Origin of the sequence: Streptococcus viridans, assembly GCF_900636365.1 — a bacterium.
Taxonomy (GTDB): domain Bacteria; phylum Bacillota; class Bacilli; order Lactobacillales; family Streptococcaceae; genus Streptococcus; species Streptococcus viridans_A.
In genome coordinates, this window is the sequence record NZ_LR134266.1 from 1,264,742 (window position 1) to 1,285,270 (window position 20,529).

At 42.2% G+C, this 20,529-nt stretch carries 22 protein-coding genes; all 22 read right to left on the bottom strand.

Annotated elements, in window-relative coordinates:
- Positions 1–245: 245 nt before the first annotated feature.
- A complete protein-coding gene (locus EL081_RS06685; RefSeq protein WP_126404495.1) occupies positions 246–611 on the bottom strand; it encodes a TIGR02328 family protein in 366 nt (121 codons plus the stop codon).
- Positions 612–989 (bottom strand): YbgA family protein, encoded by a 378-nt coding sequence (locus tag EL081_RS06690; protein ID WP_126404496.1) that lies wholly within the window; start codon positions 987–989, stop codon positions 612–614. It lies immediately after the preceding gene.
- Positions 990–1,496: 507 nt separating this feature from the next.
- Positions 1,497–3,365, bottom strand: a complete 1,869-nt coding sequence (locus EL081_RS06695) for an ABC transporter ATP-binding protein (RefSeq protein WP_126404497.1) — start codon at positions 3,363–3,365, stop codon at positions 1,497–1,499.
- Positions 3,355–5,103 carry an ABC transporter ATP-binding protein gene (locus EL081_RS06700; RefSeq protein WP_126404498.1) on the bottom strand — a complete coding sequence of 583 codons (1,749 nt, stop codon included), beginning with the start codon at positions 5,101–5,103 and terminating at the stop codon, positions 3,355–3,357. The genes EL081_RS06695 and EL081_RS06700 overlap by 11 nt, the downstream gene beginning before the upstream one ends.
- A gap of 284 nt (positions 5,104–5,387) precedes the next feature.
- Positions 5,388–7,151 (bottom strand): glycerophosphoryl diester phosphodiesterase membrane domain-containing protein, encoded by a 1,764-nt coding sequence (locus tag EL081_RS06705; RefSeq protein WP_126404499.1) that lies wholly within the window; start codon positions 7,149–7,151, stop codon positions 5,388–5,390.
- Positions 7,152–7,409: 258 nt separating this feature from the next.
- Positions 7,410–8,555, bottom strand: a complete 1,146-nt coding sequence (locus tag EL081_RS06710) for an FtsX-like permease family protein (RefSeq protein WP_126404500.1) — start codon at positions 8,553–8,555, stop codon at positions 7,410–7,412.
- A gap of 3 nt (positions 8,556–8,558) precedes the next feature.
- Complete coding sequence (locus tag EL081_RS06715) at positions 8,559–9,239, bottom strand: ABC transporter ATP-binding protein (RefSeq protein WP_126404501.1); 681 nt, start codon at positions 9,237–9,239, stop codon at positions 8,559–8,561.
- Positions 9,236–9,811, bottom strand: coding sequence for a TetR/AcrR family transcriptional regulator (locus tag EL081_RS06720; protein ID WP_126404502.1), 576 nt, complete (start codon positions 9,809–9,811; stop codon positions 9,236–9,238). The genes EL081_RS06715 and EL081_RS06720 overlap by 4 nt, the downstream gene beginning before the upstream one ends.
- A gap of 149 nt (positions 9,812–9,960) precedes the next feature.
- A complete protein-coding gene (locus tag EL081_RS06725; protein ID WP_126404503.1) occupies positions 9,961–10,884 on the bottom strand; it encodes an aldo/keto reductase in 924 nt (307 codons plus the stop codon).
- A gap of 111 nt (positions 10,885–10,995) precedes the next feature.
- Positions 10,996–11,607, bottom strand: coding sequence for a hypothetical protein (locus EL081_RS06730; protein ID WP_126404504.1), 612 nt, complete (start codon positions 11,605–11,607; stop codon positions 10,996–10,998).
- Between the two features lie 26 nt (positions 11,608–11,633).
- Positions 11,634–12,233 (bottom strand): hypothetical protein, encoded by a 600-nt coding sequence (locus tag EL081_RS06735; RefSeq protein WP_126404505.1) that lies wholly within the window; start codon positions 12,231–12,233, stop codon positions 11,634–11,636.
- A complete protein-coding gene (locus tag EL081_RS06740) occupies positions 12,230–12,856 on the bottom strand; it encodes a hypothetical protein (RefSeq protein WP_126404506.1) in 627 nt (208 codons plus the stop codon). The genes EL081_RS06735 and EL081_RS06740 overlap by 4 nt, the downstream gene beginning before the upstream one ends.
- Positions 12,853–13,470: a hypothetical protein gene (locus EL081_RS06745; protein WP_126404507.1), complete on the bottom strand. Its 618-nt coding sequence runs from the start codon at positions 13,468–13,470 to the stop codon at positions 12,853–12,855. Before EL081_RS06745 ends, EL081_RS06740 begins: the two co-directional genes overlap by 4 nt.
- Positions 13,467–14,093 carry a hypothetical protein gene (locus tag EL081_RS06750; RefSeq protein WP_126404508.1) on the bottom strand — a complete coding sequence of 209 codons (627 nt, stop codon included), beginning with the start codon at positions 14,091–14,093 and terminating at the stop codon, positions 13,467–13,469. Before EL081_RS06750 ends, EL081_RS06745 begins: the two co-directional genes overlap by 4 nt.
- Entirely contained in the window at positions 14,090–14,722 is a 633-nt protein-coding gene (locus tag EL081_RS06755) for a hypothetical protein (protein WP_126404509.1), read from the bottom strand. The genes EL081_RS06750 and EL081_RS06755 overlap by 4 nt, the downstream gene beginning before the upstream one ends.
- Entirely contained in the window at positions 14,719–15,348 is a 630-nt protein-coding gene (locus EL081_RS06760; protein WP_126404510.1) for a hypothetical protein, read from the bottom strand. The genes EL081_RS06755 and EL081_RS06760 overlap by 4 nt, the downstream gene beginning before the upstream one ends.
- The gene (locus EL081_RS06765; RefSeq protein ID WP_003007944.1) at positions 15,345–15,953 is read right to left on the bottom strand and encodes a hypothetical protein; all 609 of its coding nucleotides are present in this window, start codon (positions 15,951–15,953) and stop codon (positions 15,345–15,347) included. Before EL081_RS06765 ends, EL081_RS06760 begins: the two co-directional genes overlap by 4 nt.
- A 10-nt stretch (positions 15,954–15,963) precedes the next feature.
- Positions 15,964–17,568, bottom strand: a complete 1,605-nt coding sequence (locus EL081_RS06770; protein WP_126404511.1) for a virulence protein — start codon at positions 17,566–17,568, stop codon at positions 15,964–15,966.
- Complete coding sequence (locus EL081_RS06775; RefSeq protein WP_126404512.1) at positions 17,559–17,906, bottom strand: cingulin; 348 nt, start codon at positions 17,904–17,906, stop codon at positions 17,559–17,561. Before EL081_RS06775 ends, EL081_RS06770 begins: the two co-directional genes overlap by 10 nt.
- Positions 17,907–17,908: 2 nt before the next feature.
- Positions 17,909–18,187 carry a TIGR04197 family type VII secretion effector gene (locus EL081_RS06780; RefSeq protein WP_126404513.1) on the bottom strand — a complete coding sequence of 93 codons (279 nt, stop codon included), beginning with the start codon at positions 18,185–18,187 and terminating at the stop codon, positions 17,909–17,911.
- A 226-nt stretch (positions 18,188–18,413) separates the two neighbouring features.
- The gene (locus EL081_RS06785; RefSeq protein WP_126404514.1) at positions 18,414–19,628 is read right to left on the bottom strand and encodes an ABC transporter permease; all 1,215 of its coding nucleotides are present in this window, start codon (positions 19,626–19,628) and stop codon (positions 18,414–18,416) included.
- Positions 19,625–20,518: an ABC transporter ATP-binding protein gene (locus tag EL081_RS06790; protein WP_013903836.1), complete on the bottom strand. Its 894-nt coding sequence runs from the start codon at positions 20,516–20,518 to the stop codon at positions 19,625–19,627. Before EL081_RS06790 ends, EL081_RS06785 begins: the two co-directional genes overlap by 4 nt.
- Positions 20,519–20,529 lie beyond the last annotated feature (11 nt).

The window sequence follows — 20,529 nt, forward strand, 5'->3', positions numbered from 1 at the left end:
AACAAAGTGCCCTCTCGATAGATTTTAGCAAAATCCAGCAACATCTCTGCTTTGAGATGACTATTAGCAATTTATAAAAATCAGTCATAGGTAACTAAATAGGTAGTAAAAAGAAGAAAGCACTCTAGAATAGAGACCTAAAGTCTTTAGTTTCAAGGCTTTATAGCCTGTCATAGTTAAAAGATATTACAAAATTTTATTGGGAATTGGCGCAAAAAAACGAACCTGGTCTGGTCCGTTTTTTCTTAGTTTAGTTGAATCCCTTTTTCTGCTAGGTTCTCCAAGCATTCTTGAAGGTAAGTATTCTGGTGCTCGGGATAGATAGGGGCGCTCAAGGATTCTTCTCCCAGCTCTGGGTAGGCTGGGCAGGTCTTGCCTCGGTAGGTCGGCTCCCACCACTCTGGGCTAACCTTGTAGCCACGAGCCGTCATCTCCTCCATGATCAGGCGGTGATAGGCATAGAGGCGATAGGGCGAGTAGTCAAAGACATAGTTGACCGTCGCGTGCTTCTTGCCCCAGCCATTTCCCCTTAGGGCGCAGCATTCCCGGTGTTGGCCCAGGAGCTGGGGACGAGGGAGTTTGGGAATCAAGTCTTGGTGCCAGAGTCTCATCTATTGACCTCCTAGAAGCGTCGAGTCTTGCAAGTAGCGATTAGGATAGCGCTCTAGGAGCACCTGGATTCCCTTGATGAGATCCTCTTGGCTAGCTTGGCCATGCTGGTACTTCTCAAGTAGCAGCATGAAGTCTGCCTTTTCCTCAGGAGTCGCCTGCTTTTTGAAATAGCCCCAGATATGCTGAAAGGCATTAGAGACCTGGCCACGATTTTCCGGCAAGGCCAGTGCTTGCTGGATCAGGTCCTCGACATGGCTGACCTCCACCTGGTCTTGCTTGAGGTATTCCCGAATCTCCTTGTAAATATTGCTGGAATGACTCAGCACCAGGTATTTATTTTTCGCCCATAGAACTTGACAGTGATGTTTTTGATCCACTCTTGTCTCCTTTTGATCTTCTCTATAAATAGTCCTCCCATTATACCATGGAAATGAGTTAAGTCATAAAAAAAGCGGACCTACAAGGCCCGTTTTTTCTCTCCGCTCTATCTATCAAAGGGAGGCTTTTAACTGTTCTAGCCTGAGATTAGAAAATAAAGAGCGAAGGGGCTCAAAACGAATTGAACACTGGCTGCGGATGGTGTCAAAAGCACAAAATACATTAGTACTAAATCCAAGACACAGTAGCTGATTGAATTCTTCTCTCCCCTTTTAGCTCGGAAGAATCCTAATCAGCCTTGTGGGGGCAGGACAACGAAGCAATACCATACAAAAGTGCTTCTGTCCTGCTCCCTATTTTGACTTTATCCGCAGGCGCCCTTTGTATCTTGATTTATTCACTGAACTTCTTCGAAGTTCGCTGACGTCCGATCTCACCTAAGGAAAGTTTCAAAGACAACATTATCTATAAGCAAAAAGTCTGAGCCAACGCTCAGACTTTTTGTGTTAATCAATTTCAAGACCACCGGTATAGAGGCGGTAATAAGTCCCGCGTTCTGCCATCAAGGAAGCGTGGTTACCTCGCTCGATGATGCGTCCCTTGTCCATGACCATGATCACATCCGAGTTGACGATGGTTGAGAGACGGTGGGCGATGACAAAGACGGTCCGTCCTGCCATCAGGCGATCCATCCCCTCTTGGACCATCTTCTCTGTCCGTGAGTCGATCGAGGAGGTCGCTTCATCAAGGATCAAGACCGGCGCATTGGCCAAGGCAGCACGCGCAATGGCGATCAGCTGACGTTGACCGTTGGATAGACCGGCTCCATCATCGCTCAAGACGGTATCGTAGCCTTGGTCCAAATGTTTGACGAAGGAATCCACATTGGCAATGCGGGCTGCTTCCAGGATTTCCTCCCGGGTCGCATCTGATCGACCATAGGCGATATTTTCTGCGATGGTTCCAGTGAAGAGGTGGGTATCCTGCAAGACGATTCCCAGCGAACGACGGAGCGAAGCCTTCTCGATCAGCTTCACATCGATCCCATCATAGGTGATAGATCCTGATTGGATATCGTAGAAACGGTTGATCAAGTTGGTAATAGTGGTCTTCCCTGCTCCTGTCGCGCCGACAAAGGCCACCTTTTGCCCCTTGTCTGCGTAGAGATTGATATCGTAGAGGATTTGGTTCTTCTCATTGTAAGAGAAGTCTACATTGGTAAAGACGACATTTCCGACTAGTTTGACCAGTTCGTAGTCGCCATTTTCCCGAGGGTGTTTCCAAGCCCAGAGGTTGGTCTTCTTATCGGTGATGACCATGCGACCATCGACCTCTTCATAGTTGACCAAGGTCACTTTTCCTTCATCCACTTCGACTTCTTCATCCAAGAGATCAAAGATCCGGTCTCCTCCAGCAAGTGCCATGAGGACAAAGTTCAACTGTTGCGATACTTGGGTGATAGGCCCGTTGAAGGAACGGTTGAGCTGGAGAAAGGCCATGAGGCCACCAATGGTGAGGCCACTGATGCCATTCAAGGCGAAGATCCCACCGACCAATGAAGTCAAAACGAAGGAGACATTTCCCAGGTTCCCCAAGACAGGCATCAAGACATTGGCATAGCGGTTGGCTTGATAAGATGATTCAAAGAGTTGGTCATTGATCCGTTCAAAGGCTTCGATGCTTTCCTCTTCGTGGACAAAGGCTTTGACTACCTTTTGACCTGACATCATCTCTTCGATAAAGCCATTTTCGATCCCAAGGTTCTTTTGCTGATCGGCGAAATAGCGACCAGACTTACCAGAGATTTCCTTGATGACATAGGCCATGACTCCGACCATTGAAAGAACGAGAAGGAAAAGGAGAGGGCTGATCATGATCATGCTGACGGCTACCCCGATAATGGTGATGGCTGACTGCAAGAGTTGTGGGATAGATTGCTCGATTGCTTGGCGAAGAGCGTCAATATCATTGGTATAAATAGACATGATATCCCCGTGCTGGTGGGTATCAAAGTACTTGACAGGGAGCTTCTGCATACGAGCAAAGAGCTGGTTCCGTAGAGAGCGCAGGGTATCCTGAGACACTGTCGACATAATGAGGGAGAAGCCATAGTTGGCCAAAACTCCCACCACTCCAATCACAGCCAGTGTCGATAAGAAAGTTAAGAGGGGTCCAAAATCCTTGCTTCCTGAATCCAACATGGGTTGGATGTATTGGTCCACCAAGGCTCGGATAGAGGACGTGATATAGACCGTAGAGAGGGAGGCTGTCACGATGAGGGCAGCTGCTAGGAGAAGAACAAACTTATATTGCTTCCACATATAGTCTAGCAAGCGTACGAGAGAGCCCCAGCTGGCTTTTTTCTTATTCTTCATCTGCTTGTCCTCCTTTCCCTTGGGTTTGCATGTCATAGACTTCACGGTAGATGGCATTGGTCTCGATCAAGTCTTGGTGAGTACCGATCGCATCAATCTTCCCATCATTCATGACCACGATCCGGTCTGCATCTTGGATAGAAGAGATCCGTTGACCAATGATGATCTTGGTCGTGTCCTTGAGACTAGACGCTAAACCTTGACGGATCAGGCTATCCGTCTTGGTATCGACAGCTGAAGTCGAATCATCCAAGATCAAAATCTTTGGATTCATCAAGAGAGCGCGAGCGATACAGAGACGTTGGCGCTGACCACCAGAGACATTGGCTCCACCACGTTCGATCATGGTATCATAGCCATCCTTAAAGTTCTGGATAAATTCATCTGCTTGAGCGATCTTACAAGCTTCCACGATTTCTTCGTCCGTCGCGTCCTTATTTCCCCAGCGCATATTTTCCTTGATGGTACCGGAGAAGAGGACATTGGTCTGAAGCACCATGGCAACTTGCTTGCGCAAATGGTCTAGATCATAGTTTCGCACATCCTGACCAGCTACCTTGACACTACCAGACTCTACATCATAGAGACGAGGGATGAGCTGGACCAGACTAGACTTACCAGAACCAGTCCCTCCAAGGATTCCGATCACTTCACCCGAGCGAATGCTGAGATTAATATCGGATAAGACGTGGGCCTTGTCGCCATTTTCGTCCGTGTAGGCGAAGTCCACATGGTCGAAGGTAATCGATCCATCTGCTACTTCTGTCAGACCATTCTCCGGAGAGACGATAGTAGACTCTGTCCCAAGGACTTCATTGATCCGCTCTACAGATGCCATAGAGATCGAGAGCATGACGAAGATCATCATAAACATCATGAGGGACATAAGGATGGTCATGACATAGGCAAACATAGAAGTCAGCTCACCAGTCGTGAAGCTTCCACTCACAATGAGCTGTGCCCCGATCCAAGAGATCAAGATAAAGGAAGCATACAAGGAGAGCATCATGGCTGGACTACTCAAAATCACGATGCGAATAGCCTTCATGAACATGTTGTAGATCAAGCGAGAAGCTTTCTTAAACTTGACCGTCTCTTCTTCTTCCTTGACATAGGACTTGACCACGCGCATGTTGGTGATGTTTTCCTGAATGCTATTGTTCAAGTTATCATAGGCATCAAAGACCTTAGTAAAGAGTGGATAAACAATCTTCGTGATCACACCCAAGACCAGCCCCAAGAAGAGGGTAATCCCTACAAAGATACTAGCCATTTGCGGATTGATCAAGTAGCTGGCAACAATGGCAAAAATCAAGTTGAGCGGTGCCCGCACACAGATCCGGATCACCATCTGATAGGAGTTCTGCACATTGGTCACATCCGTCATCATCCGGGTTACCAGACCACCTGAGGAGAAACTATCGATGTTTTCGAAGGAGAAGGTTTGGATCTTCTTGAAGATTGCCTTCCGTAGATTCTTGGCAAATCCTGCTGATGCAAAAGCTCCGTAGCGAGCCGACTGCATCCCACAGAAAAGAGAGAGAAAGGCGAATACCAACATAAGGAGACCATAGGTAAGAACAGTGATCATATCCCCTTTCTGAACCCCCTTGTCCAGAAGCGTCGCCATAATGAATGGAATAGAAATCTCAAACATGACCTCAAAGACCATATAGAGTGAGGCTAAAATTGAGGGTTTCTTGTATTCCTTGATTTCAGCAATCAATGACTGAAGCATAGATACCTCCTAAAATACTAGTTAGTAAAGTTTTCTTTAGCAAGACGTCCATTTCCGAACAAAGAAACAGTCCCTCGGTCTGAAAGGATTGCACCTACAAAAGAAAGCTATAGAAAGAGAAAGCGCCCTGACAGCGTTACTGTAGGGACGACTTTCATTATTCATACTATTTAGTATAGAGCAATATGGGAGAAAAATCAAACATTTAGTCATCCTCTCCACAGAATATTCCGATTTGACCTTCTTGAAGCCCAGTTGGCTAGAGTTCTATTTAAACTGTATTCCTATTCACTAGTACTGAGAGATACCAAGCTCAAGAAGCGATCAAAGTAGGTCTTGTTCTTCTTCAGGTTTTTCTTCAATCTTTGTGCCTCTGCGACTTCATCCGTGATGATTCCATCGATCGGCCGTTGAAGATAGGCCGTTAACTTTTCTTCGTCATTGATGGTCCAGACATAGAGCTCTTTTTTCATCTCATGAGCCTGGGTTACCAAATCCTCCTGATAAGAAAAGTCTTCGATCGCAAAGAAGTCGACTGGGGTGTTTTCAAAGCTGCCAAATTGAATCGGAATGACATAGCCAGTCTTTATCTCCGGAGCTTTCTTCTCCACCTTTTCCATCACCGACAGATCCAAGGACATGGCTGGATAGTCCTTGTCAACTCCCAGCTCCTTCATTTTTTGGACGAAAAGATCCACATAGTTTTCCGGTTCTGCACCGTGAGGCTTGAGCTCGACCAAGAGCGGCATCTGCAGCTCCTTGGCCCGTGTGACAAACTCCTCAAAGGATGGGATGTGACTGGTATGACCATCCTGCTGGATCTTCAATCCCTGCACCTCAGCTAGAGTCATATCTTTGACATCCTTGTCTACTCCAGCCAAGCGTTTGAGATTGTAATCATGCATGACGACGAATTGATTGTCCTTGGTCAAGAGGATATCCATCTCGACATAAGAAGCCTTCTCCTTGGCAGCTGCCTCGAGTGCTTCAAGGGAATTTTCTACTCCCTTGGCCACATAACCACGATGGGCTACGAGTTTGATCTGGTCATTGACCTCTAAGGTCGCTAAGTCAAATGCTGCCATCCCTGACTGAGCCAAGAGGAAAAGAAAGGTCAGGACAAAGAGTCCCTTCATCTTGCTAGAGCCACGAGTCTTGATGACAGAGCGACTTGGAGCCTCCCAGCCATTGTCTAGGATGATTCCCAAGGTTCCCAGTTTAGACATGACAGAAAAGAGGAAAATGTAGAGGCGGATCAAGACCAAAAAGATGGTTTGTACCCAGATATGCTGACCCGTTTTGTCCAGCTGACTAGATGCAAAGACAAGGCCAAGGATCAAGAGAATAGCGGTAAGAGAGAGGATAAACTCAAAGGAGAAAATCCGCAGGATCAGGCGAATCCCACCTTTTCTAGTCATCTCCCAACTCTTGCGCATGGCAGCGCCAAAAGGCAACTCTTCAATCACGATATTGGGCACCGTATAGATGAGACGCAGATTGAGATAGATCAGAAGCACTTGAACTAGGAAGAGGCCGATAGACCCAGTTATCGTCTTGGAAAACTCCCCTGTGATAAAATTCGGAATATAAAGACCATCCGTCAGAGTAGAGCCAATCAAGAGACCTGCTACAGGTAAGGTCAGTAGCATATAAAAGAGAAAATGAAGTAGGTTCCAACTCCTAAAATCCTTTAAGCGACCAAAAGACTGGCGAAAGACCTTTTTAAAGGAAAGGTGTTGATCCGTACGAGACAGATAAATCAGGGCAATCATAGTCCGCATCTCCAGCATAAAGAGAAAGGCAAAGACAATAGCAAAGAGGACCAAAGCTACCAGACTCAAAGGGTTAGTCAAGGTAGATAGGATATTGTTCTTGTCAATGTTGGACTCACCCGATAAGAGGAGGGCCAGTTGAAAGACCCAACTCAAGGCCGCAGCCCCTATACCAACTACAAACTGCAAAAGAATCCCCACAGAGATAAAGGACCATTTATTGCGCCAGATTAAGTAAAAGGCCCCTTTCAGGTCCTGCCAATAACTCCGTTTCATGCTGTCTCTCTTTCATTTCTTTTATTCCCCTAGAATAGCGGAAAAGCCTCTCCCTGTCAATGATTCTACAAGAAAAAGGCTGGGACAAAAGTCCTGGCCTCTCAATTGTCTTTAGATTGTCGAGCAAGACGCAGTGGTTGAGTGGGCTCTACTACGCTGATTTCATCAGCTTTTACAGCCCTACTCGACTGTGCGGAGGTGGGACGACGAAATCAAATTCTAACGAATTACCAATTTCTGTCCCACTCTCTTTTCTATTTATTCAGCTAAGAGCACTTCTCTAATGGTTTGCTTTTGGAGTTTTCTGTTGGATAGATAAAAGAGGCTTTCGTAAACCACCGCAAAAACGATCAAAGTCCAAAAGCACACATTCCCATCAAAGTGATGCTCAATTTTACCAGGAACTGTATCTTTGATTACGCCAATCAAAATTTCCATGATGCCATATTGATAAGCCGTCCCAAGGGCAAATCCTAGATAGGCCCAGAAACGATAGGGAGCGAGAATATGACTTTGGCATTCACGATCGGTGTAGCCAAATGCCTTCATAAGAGCCAAGGTTTCGCGACTTTCTGAGACCACAATTCCCAATGACAAAAAGAGGATCGAGAAAGAAAGGATCAAACCAATCATAATCATCATCGTTTGGATGATGTCATCTGTGTAGTCCCTTAGGCCAAAAGACAATTGAACCATGGCCGCGAAACACATGGAGCCAAAGACCACAAAAAACAGGATCGATTTTCTCCCCCAAATCAGCGACGAAGACAGCTCTTTTAGGAAGGATTTCTCTTTCTTAGGAGCCCTTCTTCTCCTTTTTTCCTTAATCGGTGTTGGAGATTTTTTTAATAAGCGAAGGGCCGGCGTTTGTAGTTGTCTTCTAGCATAAGCAATCGCAAGGACCATAAAGAAAGTAGTTGGCAGTATCACCAAAGCGACCAAGAGCTGCCAATGAAAATGAATGGTAATGTCTGGCAAAATCCCCTTCTCATTGCGAAAGTCATAAAAATGACCCATCATAAGAAAAGAAGCGAAATAGCCAAGAAGTGCTCCAACTCCAAAACTGAGTCCAAAAGCCCAAAATCGTTTCGCCAACTGGCCATTGCTATAGCCCAAAGCCTTTAAAATCCCTAATTGTTCCTTGTGGTCATCGACAAATTGTTTGATATAAAAACACATGAGAAGGATCGACGTCAAGGACAAGACAACCCCACTGACCATGGCCACCATCCAAGATAGCGAAACCTGGGCATCATAGTAGGTCTGAATCATCGGATTGGTTTTAGAAATCTCCAACTGCTCGATATCCAGGTAAAAATTCAAGAAGAGATTGGCTACAAAGACTGCACAAGCCCCAATGATACTGACGACAACTAATTTTCGAATATCTTTTACTGAAAACATGGCTTACCATCCAATCTCATAGGCAGTCTGAGGCTGATCGTTGGTCACAACTTGGGTAATCTTGCCACTATTGACGCGAATGATGGTTCTAGCCATATCCGCAATATTTTGGTTGTGCGTCACCATAATGAGGGTAAAGCCTAGCTTTTCCTTCAACTTCCAGATATAGTCCAGAATCTTGCGCCCTGTTTCTTCATCCAGGGCCCCCGTCGGCTCATCTAAGAAAAGAATATCTGGCTTTTTGGCTAAGGCACGAGCAATGGAGACTCTCTGCTGTTCCCCACCAGACAATTCACTCGGATACTTGTCCAGCTTATCGCCAAGGCCCAAATCCTCGATGATCTGCAAAAAATCATGATTGTTTGCCAGGTCAGCTCCCATCTTTACATTTTGTCTAACCGTGAGATTCGGTAATAAATAATACTGCTGAAAAATAAAGGCTATCTTCTCACGTCTAAAGGCTGTCAATTGAGCATCCGTGAGTTGAGACAAATCCTGTCCTTGAATGAGAATATGCCCTTCGTCTACCTTTTCTAAGCCTGATAACACATTTAAGAGAGTTGACTTTCCTGATCCAGAAGGACCTAGGATAACTACATCATCCTGGTCTTGAATCTGCAAATCAATCCCTTTTAAAACCTTGGTTTGGCCGTAGCCTTTGTAAACATTTTCTAGTTGAATCATTTCTTTCCTACCATTTCTTTGATGAGAGATTGACAAACTTCTGTCAATAAAGCAATCACTTCTTCCATGCTGAACTGATAAATACCAGAAGCAACCATAGAGGCCATCCCGTGTGAGTAGATGAATAGATGCTGGTACAAGCGACTAGCCTCCTCTAACGTCAACGGATAGTCTGCGACAATCGAATCCAGAACCATTTGGTAACTATGATCCTTCATGGGAAGAAAATCTTGAAAGCGACGAATCGGATCTTTGCTAGGATTTTGGAAAAGCAATTGAAAGAGTTGGGGCTCTTTTGAGGCGAACAGGATATAAGCAACCCCGACGGATCGAAAAGGCTTCTCATCTTCTAAGGCCTTACGAATATACTCCACCACGACCATCTCCGCAGCAACAATAACCTCTGCTTGTAACTCAGCCATATTAGCAAATTGCCCAAAAATGACCCTTGGCGTGGCTCCCAGTTTCTCTGCTAATGCTCGAGCCGTCAAACTAGCCAGGCCCTCTTCTCTCACCAATTGTAAAGCCGTCCCAATGATAGTCTCTTTACTAAATTTAACCTTTGGTGGCATAAGACTCCTTTCGCGCAACAGTTGTTACGCAACATACGTTTCCTAAAGAATACCATAAAAAAGAAAGACTTGTCAAGAAAAATCAGTAAAACATAAAACAAAAAAACCAGCCCACTGATAGGAGTGGAGTCTGGTTTACTAACAAGATTCTAAGGCAAATCATTTCCCGCTGCCAAGTAGATTTGGTACCATTCCTTACGGGTCAAATTCACTTCTGCTGCTCTCCCTGCTTCAAGGACATGCAGAGGCTTGGTCGTTCCAATGACGGCCTGCATCTTCCCTGGATAGCGGAGGACCCAAGCTAGGGCAATGGCTGTCGGAGTAACCTGATATTTCTTCGCCAAGTCATTGAGGACATGATTGAGGGCCGCAAACTCTTCCTTGCCGACAAAGTTCCCCTTAAAATAGCCATGCTGGAGGACAGACCAGGCTTGAATCACCGTATCGGTTAAGCGACAATACTCAAAGACACTGCCATCTCGAACGGCTGCTTTTGGACCTTCCATGTTGACATGAAAACCAGCCTCAAAGCTAGGCGTAAAGGCAGCACTCAACTGCAACTGGTTGATCTTGAGTGGTTGTTTGACAGCTGTTTTGAGCAATTCCATCATCATAGGATTTTGATTGGACACCCCAAAATGACGGACCTTGCCCGCTTGCTCCAAGTGATCAAAAGCTGCTGCCACTTCTTCCGGCTCCATGAGGGCATCCGGTCGGTGAAGGAGGAGACTATCTAAGCGCTCGATCTGGAGGCGCTCGAGGATGCCGTCGACAGAATCCAAAATATAGTCCTTGGAAAAATCAAAATAGGTAAAGCCATCTTTGCGAATCCCACACTTGGACTGGATCCACATCTGGTCCCGAAGATCCGGACGGCGCTTGAGAACCTTCCCCAGCAGGACCTCACACTGGCCATCGCCATAGATATCCGCTAGGTCAAAGATGTTAATCCCAATCGACAAGGCTGCCTCCACCAAGGCCTCCACCTCATCTTCACTCATCTGACTAATCCGCATCATCCCAAGGACAATTGTGGACAGACGCTCATTTTCAGCAAACTCAATATAGTTCATGTCCGCCTCCTTTTCTGTAGTTCTATTGTAGTGAAAAGGCTTGCAAAAGTCAATTTGCATTCAAAAAGCCCTCAGCAATAACTGAGAGCTTACAAATTGAAGTAGAATTTCTTATTCGTCCTCATCATCCAACTCCACTTCACCATGGATTCGGATATACTCTTCACGCTTTCGATCCAATTCTTCCCAGAGGGGCTCGTCGATGGCTTTCATTACTTCTATCTCCTTCAAGCTAATGTCAACCGCTTCATCGTAGGTCAAATGCAATAGATCTGCATGTTTCGTTTTAAATTCTTCAATGCTCAGCCATGTTTCCTTATCATCTTCGCTGATGTGACCACCAATAGCAGATGCTATCTCAATGGTCATGATATAAAGCGCTCGCTTATCAACCGTTAGAATGTCCTTATGAGTCGTGATGATTCTTAGACATTCTCCTTTTTCTCGTCCATCACTTTCATAGGAATCTTCAAAATCCAGTATTAGATACTCATATTTAAATGAACTCCATGGGTTATTTTCTTTTTTAAAATCTGCCATTCCCCAACGCTCATCATTTGAAGAAAATTTATCCAAACTAACACTAAAATAGAAGTCATCATCACGTGCATAAGAAAAACCAACCTGCACTCCCTTACGTTCCTTGAACCACATTTTCCAAGGATATTCCATACAGGCTTGATAAATACTAGTTTCGTAGTTGCCTTTAAGATATAGTCTCACTCGTCGTCCTCATCATCCAACTCCACTTATCCATGGATTTTAATGTATTCTTCATTTCTGCGGTCATCTTCTGCCCAGATTGGGTCTCTCACATCATCCATAAATGGAATTTCCTCCAGACTCAGCTCATTAGCCTGTTCATAACTCATAGATAGGATATCTTCATGCCGATTTTTAAAATCTTCCACACTTAACCAGCTCTCTTTATCATCTTCGCTAATCTGACCATCAATAGCAGTCGCGATCTCAATGGCCATAATATAGAAAGCACGTTTATCAACGGTGAGGAGGTCAAGGTGCTTAGTATCGATTCTTAAACATTCACCTTTCTCACGAAAGTCCGACATCATAGCATCTTCGTAGTCTGGCTCTATATCTTCATATTTATGGGATAAAAAATCATATTTTATCCCTTCCTTAATCTGAACATTACTCCATCTATTATCATGCATCCACTTATTTAATTTTAAGTGAATAGAAAGTTTCTCAATTGGTAGTTCTAGATACCCAGCATACGACAAATCTGGCTCTATTCCATATTTTTCCTCAAACCACATCCTTTTCGCTAGTTCCATGTAATCAAACGGAATTTCTTTGGTGTAATCACCTTTAAGATATAGTCTCACTCGTCTTCCTCATCGTCATAAATTCGTTCACCATGGATAGCAATGTACTCTTCACGTTTTCTATCCAATTCTTCCCAGATGGGATCGTCAATAGCGTCAATCGTTTGAATTTCTTCCAGACTCAGCTCATTTGCTTCATCAAAGGTTAGAGATAAGATATCTTCGTGTTTTTTCTTAAATTCATTGATGGTTAGCCATGTCTTCTTGTCATCCTCACTGATTTGTCCATCAATGGCAGATGCAATCTCAAGCACCATAATATACATAGCACGTTTATCAACTGTTAAAACATCCAAATAATTAGAGGCGATTCTTAGATATTTTCCCTTTTCTCTACCATCACTTTCATAACTTCCTTCATAATCCAAATCAATATTTTCATATTTTTGGGAATTGATAGCACTACCACATTTTACCTTGACCTCTTTCCAACGAGAGCCACTTGCTCCCCACTTATCTAATCGTAAGGATAGATAGAAGTCATTTTGCAGCATCTCATCATCCCCAATATTGGAGAAACTTATCATTTGACCATTCCGTTCCTTGAACCACATTTTCCATGCAAGTTCTCTGTAGCCAAATGGTACTCTTTTAGTATAATCGCCTTTGATATAGAGTCTCATTCGTCGTCCTCATCGTCATCCAACTCCACTTCCCCATGAATTCGGATATACTCTTCACGCTTCCTATCCAATTCTTCCCAGAGAGGCTCGTCTATCGCTTTCATAACCTTTATCTCTTCTAAACTAATATCGACTGCTTCGTCGTAGGTCAGATGCAACAGATCTGCATGTTTCGTTTTAAATTCTTCAATACTCAGCCATGATTCCTTGTCATCTTCGCTGATGTGACCGTCAATTGCAGTTGCCACTTCAATCGCCAGGATATAGAGAGCTCGCTTATCAACAGTTAGAATATCCTTATGAGTCGTGATGATTCGTAGATAGTCTCCTTTTTCTCGTCCATCGCTTTCATAGGAATCTTCAAAATTTAAATTTATATTTTCACGCTTAAAAGTCGCCCAAGGATCGTTGCCTACTCTAAAATCAGCCATACCCCAACGCTCATCATTTGAAGAAAATTTATCCAAACTAACGCTAAAATAGAAATCATCATCACGTGCGTAAGAAAAACCAACTTTCACACCTTTTCGTTCTTTGAACCACATTTTCCAAGGATATTCCATACTAGCTTGATAGATACTAGCTTCGTAATTGCCATTAAGATATAATCTCACTCATCTTCCTCGTCGTCATAAATTCGTTCGCCGTGGATGGCAATGTACTCTTCATGAAGTCGCTCTTCTTCATCCCACAAGGGATCTTCTACAGGTCTCATACTTTTCAGTTTCTCCACACTGATATCAGTTGCTTGATCGTAAGTTAGTGATAAGACATCCTTGTGCAACTCCTTAAAAGTCTCTACATCCATCCAGGTCTCTTTGTCATCCTCGCTAATCTGACCATCAATGGCAGAAGCCACCTCGACTGCCATGATATACATAGCTCGTTTATCAACCGTTAAAATGTCCGTATGGGTAGTCGCAATCCTAAGGTATCCTCCACGTTCTCTACCATCAGTAATAAAATCATTTTCAAATTCTAATTGAATATTTTCATCTGAAAACGAATTCCAAGGCTCACTCTTGTCATATGGTATATGATTCCATCGTTTATCATTAAATCGCCATTTATCAAATTGAACTCCAAAAAAGAAATCATCTTGCAACATCTCATCATCACCAACGTTTGAGTATGTAATAGGATGACCATGCCATTCCTTAAACCACATTTCCCAGAGCAACTCTCTTGTCGTAAAGGTTATTTTTTTCTTAAAATCGCTTTTGATATATAGTCTCACTCATCTTCCTCATCGTCATAAACTCGTTCGCCGTGAATTTTGATGTATTCTTCGCGCTTCCTATCCAACTCTTCCCAGATGGGGTCGTCAATAGCATCAATCGTCTGAATTTCTTCCAAACTTATCTCATTTGCTTCATCAAAAGTTAGAGATAAGATATCTTGGTGCTTTTCCTTGAATTCCTCGACTGTTAGCCATGTTTTCTTATCGTCTTCACTGATTTGTCCATTAAAGATTGTGGCAATCTCAATGGCCATGATATAGAACGCTCTTTTATCAAGAGTGAGCAGTTCAAGGTGGGTAGAAGCGATACGCAAACAGTCTCCATTTTCTCGAAAATCTGTTACATAAGCATTCTCAAATTCCAAATTTAGGTCTTCATCAATTTGTGAATAAAAACGATATTTTATCCCTTCTTGTATCGGAATACACAACCAACGTTCGTCATAATCCTGTTTATTTAGTTTTAGATGAATGGCTATATCATTCCCATCTCTGATTTGAAGAAAACCAGAATAGGAGAGAGATATACCTTCTCCTTGATAGCTTTCGAACCACATTCTCTTCGCTAGTTCTAAATAATCAAACGGAATTTCTTTGGTGTAATCGCCTTTGATATATAATTTCAATCGTCTTCCTCATCGTCATAAACACGTTCACCATGGATTTTGATGTATTCTTCTCGAAGCCGTTCCTCCTCTTCCCATAGAGGTTCTCTTACCGGTACCATTGTCTTTAATTCTTCCAAACTGATTTCAACAGCTTCATTATAAGTCAGTGAAAGAACATCCTTGTGATATTCCTTAAATTCTTCTACACTTAGCCAACTTTGCTTGCCGTCTTCGCTAATCTGACCATCAATGGCTGATGCTACTTCAGCTGCCATAATGTATAAAGCACGTTTGTCTACAGTTAAAACATCTATATGAGATGTTGCGATACGTAGATAATCTCCACGTTCTCTCCACTCTGTAATGAAAGTTTTTTCAAATTCAAGTGTTATACTCTCATATTCCAAAGACAACCAAGGATTACTAGGAATTATAAAAGGAGCCTTATCCCATCTTTCGTCAACTGAAGACCATTTGTGTAACCGAACACCAAAGTAAAAATCATCCTGTAACATAGCATCATCACCAACATTGGAGAAACTTATTTTCTTGCCATTCCGTTCCTTAAACCACATCTTCCAAACAAGCTCTCTAGTTGTGAAGTCTATTTTTTTCGTAAAATCACTTTTGATGTATAGTCTCATAAATCTGAGATATCGCCTCCATGTGCTAGTATATATTCTTTTCGACGAGTGGCTTCTTCCTCCCAAAGAGGGTCATCTACCACATCCATCATTTGAATTTCAGTCAAACTTCGTTCATTTGCTTCTTCAAAAGTTAGAGATAGAATAGCCTCGTGCTTTTTCCTAAACTCCTCGACTGTTAGCCATGTCTTCTTATTATCCTCGCTAATTTGCCCGTCAATCACCTTTGCAATCTCAAGCGCCATAATGTACATGGCGCGTTTATCAACTGTTAAAACTTCTAGATGGCTGGTTAAAATACGGAGATAGTCTCCCTTTTCATTATAATCCGTAGCGAATGCATTTTCAAACTCTATCTCAATACATTCGTCAAGATGTGAAAAGAGTCTTCGTACCCCTTCCTTTAGGGGGACACTAGACCATCTCTTATCGGCAGTGCCTTTCCTCAGGGATAAATTTACAGAAAAATCTTCTTGTAATGCATCATTGTCTCCTGCATTTGAGTAAGATACTTGCTTTTCTTCTGGAAACCACATTTTGCCAGCTAGTTCTAAATAACCATAAGGTACTCTTTTTGTATAATCGCCTTTTAAATATAATTTCATTGTTCACTCCTTATTGCGTTAAGTATTTAAAAGCTTTCCACATATTTTTGATAACTTCTTCTTTAGCTCCTTTTCCAAGTCCTTTTAGTTCAGAATGTTTGCTTACCCAGTCTACAATATCCTGCCTACTTGAAATCCTTGAAACCTCGATATCTATGTCGAGGCCATAACCCGATTTCCCACTTCCCGATTGAACTTGGATTTTCCCACTATCTGGCTCCGCATCAACTCGAATATTATCGACTTTTTTACCTTTAACTCGTCCAGAAACCTTTTTCCCAAAAGTCTTACTCGTCGGTTTATTTGCCTGCCAGCTATCGTAGTTGCTAGAATAATTAACTTGAATTTCAGCGTTTGCGCCACCTGTTTTACTAATAGCAGATCCTACAGATACTACACCACTAAATATGAGTGCATTTCCTGCATCTAAAGCAAGCCCTGCTGCAGTTGTTCCAGCAATAAAGCTTGCTCCACCTGTCTCAGGAGCTAAAGCTAAACCTCCAGTTTCTGCTGCTACGCTAGCAAAATCAAGCAGTAAACCTGATAACATCTGACTAACTCCACCCCAAAATTCAGTGGAATTAGCTTCAAAATTTTCTTGAAGAAGTTCTTGATATTTTTCGTTGATCAATCTCGTAGAAGCACTATCATACTTCCCATTTTTTAGCACAGAAAAGTTATCATCTTTTTGATAATGTCGATCTTTATAAGCACTATTATCAAAAATTTCAATTAAATTCCCTTCATTGTCAATTTTTAGAGTATGGTTATAATCATCAATAATTTTTTTCCACTGTGACCGATCATGTCCTTTTAAGCGTTTTTTTAGCTCTTCCCGATAATAGGTATCACCATCCTCTGATAATAACATATCTCTCGACGCTTGATTTAAAGTCCTTGTTAAGGCATCCTGATAGTCTCTTTTAGCGTAGGAAACAACTTTTGTTTGTTTCATTTTGTCAAACCAAGTCATGTCTACACCATCCGCATAGTAATTTCCGTTGCTATCAACGATAATTTGGCTTAGTTGTCCTGCTCCTTCAATCGCTAAATTAAGAATTTCAAGACTATCTGAAAAATACTGATTGACTTGCTCAACAAACCACTCTAATTTTTCAATTTTTTCTTCCACATCTTTGATTTGCATCCGTGTTTTATCAGCCAATTCATGAAGTACTCTATTATCTGATAAATTTTGACCCAGATTTCCGGTAAGAAATGCTCCTACACGATTCCAAAAATCTTCATTCTTTCTGATTTGTTCTTGATACTTTAAAAGCTGTTTTTCCCAACTTTGCTTTTGTGTCTTCAGATCATCTAAATCCATGTTACCATATTGGGATACAACTGTATCTGCATTTTTGTATGAATTTAATTCAATCTGAATATCATCAATCGCTTCTTGTAATTTTTTGATACTAGGGACAATTAAGTTTCCAAATAAATTTTTTCCTGCCTCATACGCAGCACCTTGAAGTTTACCAGCTTCAATTTCCGCTATTAAATAATCACTCCCACTTGTAAGTTTTTCTGTAATTTGCTTAGCAATTTGAATATTTCCACTCATAGCCTCAATCAAGGCAGCAGATTCTGATGAACTGTATCTCACTCCCACGGCAAACGACTCCTTTCTTTCATTAATCTTTCCTTCTTAATACTTAATTTTTTTAACGCTGTCCCACTCTCCTCACTAAAGACCTCCATCTGTTTAGCCACATATCTTCTTGCTATTAAATCCATTTCATACTTTTCTTTGAAAAACAATTCATTTTGAGAAGAAGAAGACAATCTCATCTCTGCTTCTCTTGTTATTAATGAAATATCTTCTAAAAATTCATCTAAACTTTTTTGATAATCACGAGTTAAATCCAAAATAATATCTTCCTGTTTTTCTATATTTACTATCTCTTGAAATAGTTTATCTCGTTTATCTTTATTAACATCTTCCATCATGATTAATTCCCCCATCTTTTAGCTTGCTCAATATCCCTTTCTTCAATTTTAATTGCAATCTGAGGAAATTTATTTGCTTGTATTAAAACAGCCTCAGTAAAATTACTCACTGCTTGAAGCATGTTATTTGTCAATTCCTTACCTTTTTCCATTCCTGGAATACCAGAAGAATAACTGAATTCAATAAGCATATTTTTTTGATCAGATACATCAACACCGGTTAATTCAGCAATAGCCTCTTTCGCATTAATAGTACTAGACTTAATATTATGTTTTTTCATTCTTACCATCTCTCACCTTCAATTTATAGTACTATTCTACCATATTAACAAGTAAAGAACATTGTTAATTTTACGTTCAGCTCCCCACAGTAATTCGTACGTTTCACTCTTTAAGTACATCTACTAGATTTGCTTATATTCTTACACTTCTCAATCTAAAGTATTTTAGATTCACAAAAAATTGATTACATAAAAACACCTCCAGCATTCACTGAAGGTGTCTCTTTTAACGATAGCTCAAAGCTTTTTTAACAGTCTTGACCAAACCTAGGTCATCTGTTTGTAAGATGAGGCTAGAATAGATTTTTCCAATGATCATGGTGCCGAGGATCGTGAAGGCCAAGGCAATTCCGAATGATCCCCATGATTCAAGTCCACTTGCATAGCCATTGATGGTACGGAATGGCATGAAGAAGGTTGAAATGAATGGAATGTATGATCCAATCTTCAACAGAAGGACATCTCCTGCACTACCCAAGGTGGTTACTCCAAAGAAGCTAAAGAACACTAACATCATCAGTGGCGAAATCGCTTTTCCTGTATCTTCTGGACGAGCAACTGTTGAACCTAGGAAAGCTGAAAGAACCACGTACATGAAGATTCCAAGAATGATCAAGAATAAGGTATTCAAGGAAATGGATTGTCCAATATGTTGGGTGATAGGAGAGTCTGGAGATAAGATATCTTTCACAAGAGGAATGGAGTCTCTAAAAATCCAAACGCCTCCCAATCCGACTGCATAGATACCAATATGAGTACAAATGACTCCGAAAAGACCAATCATGCGAGCATAGAAATAGTGAGTTGCGCGAATGCTTGAGAAGACCACTTCCATAATCTTGGTCCCTTTTTCACTGGCTACCTCTTGAGCAGTGATACCTGAATAAAACATCAGAATCATGTAGATAAGAAAACCGATTCCTCCAGCTACCACGGTCTGCACCATTTTCAGCCCTTCTTTCTTCTCATCAATTTTTTCAATCAATGAGACCTGTTGCGAAAGGGCTGCTAACTGCTCTTGGCTTAAATCCGCTTTAGAAACATTGAGCATTTGTTGGACCTGACTCAATTTAGCCATAAGGATTGCTTTGAAACCTGGCTTCATGGCATCCTCACTCTGGTAGCGAGCCTCTAGCTGGCCATCCTTTTCTTCAACTGTGAGGATTCCCTTGATTTCTTCCTCTTTCATAGCTTTCTTAGCTGCTGCTTCATCCTTATAGTCAAAGGACAAGCCATCGGTCCCTTTCAAGACTTCCTTGACAGGAGCTTGATCTGTAATCAAGGCGATGTTGCTTTTCGCAGATGTAGAAGATCCGACGAAATAGTTCACTCCAATCGTCAATCCGAAGAAGAGAAAGGGAGTAAGCACCATCAGTAAAAAGCTCCATGATTTCACTTGGCGTAAATAAGTTTCTTTGATAACAATCAGCATCTGTTTCATACTTCTACTCCTGATTCTAGTTTAAAGATTTCATCAATGGTTGGGGCTTGTTGGTCAAAGGTTGCTAGATAGCGACCCTTGGTCAACTGATCAAAGAGGTCCGGACCTGCTGTTTCATCATCCAATACCAACTTCCACAGGCCTTGCTTGGTCATGGTCACCTTAGTCACGTGAGGCAGCACTTCCAACTCCTCTTTACTGAAGTCATTGGATACGAAGAGACGAGTCTTGCCAAAGCTATTGCGAACTTCTTGTACGGGACCTGAGAGAATCACAGATCCATCACGAATCATGACCAACTCATCACAGAGTTCTTCCACATTGGTCATGACGTGGTCAGAGAAGATAATGGTCGCACCACGCTCTTTTTCTTCAAAAATGACCTGCTTGAGCACTTCTGTATTGACAGGATCCAGTCCACTAAACGGCTCATCCAAGATGATCAATTTTGGCTCATGGATCATGGTAATGATCAATTGAACCTTTTGCTGATTCCCTTTTGAGAGGCTCTTAATCTTATCGGTTAATTTTCCTTTTACTTGGAGTTTTTCCATCCAGATCGGAAGTTTCTCCTTGACCTCAGCAGTTGACATGCCTTTGAGATTAGCAAGGTAACGGACTTGCTCATAGATGGTCAACTTAGGCATGAGACTCCGCTCTTCTGGTAGGTAGCCAATTTCCTTGTAGGTTTCTTGACTGATTGCTTGGCCATCTAATTGGATATCGCCGCTGTAGTCAAGGAAGCGGAGGATACTATGGAAGATAGTGGTCTTCCCTGCTCCGTTCTTCCCGATCAAACCTAAGATGGATCCTTTTTTCGCCGTCAAGTCAATGCCGAACAAGACTTGCTTTTTGCCAAAGCTTTTTTCTAAATTTCTGATTTCTAACATAGAAAACTCCT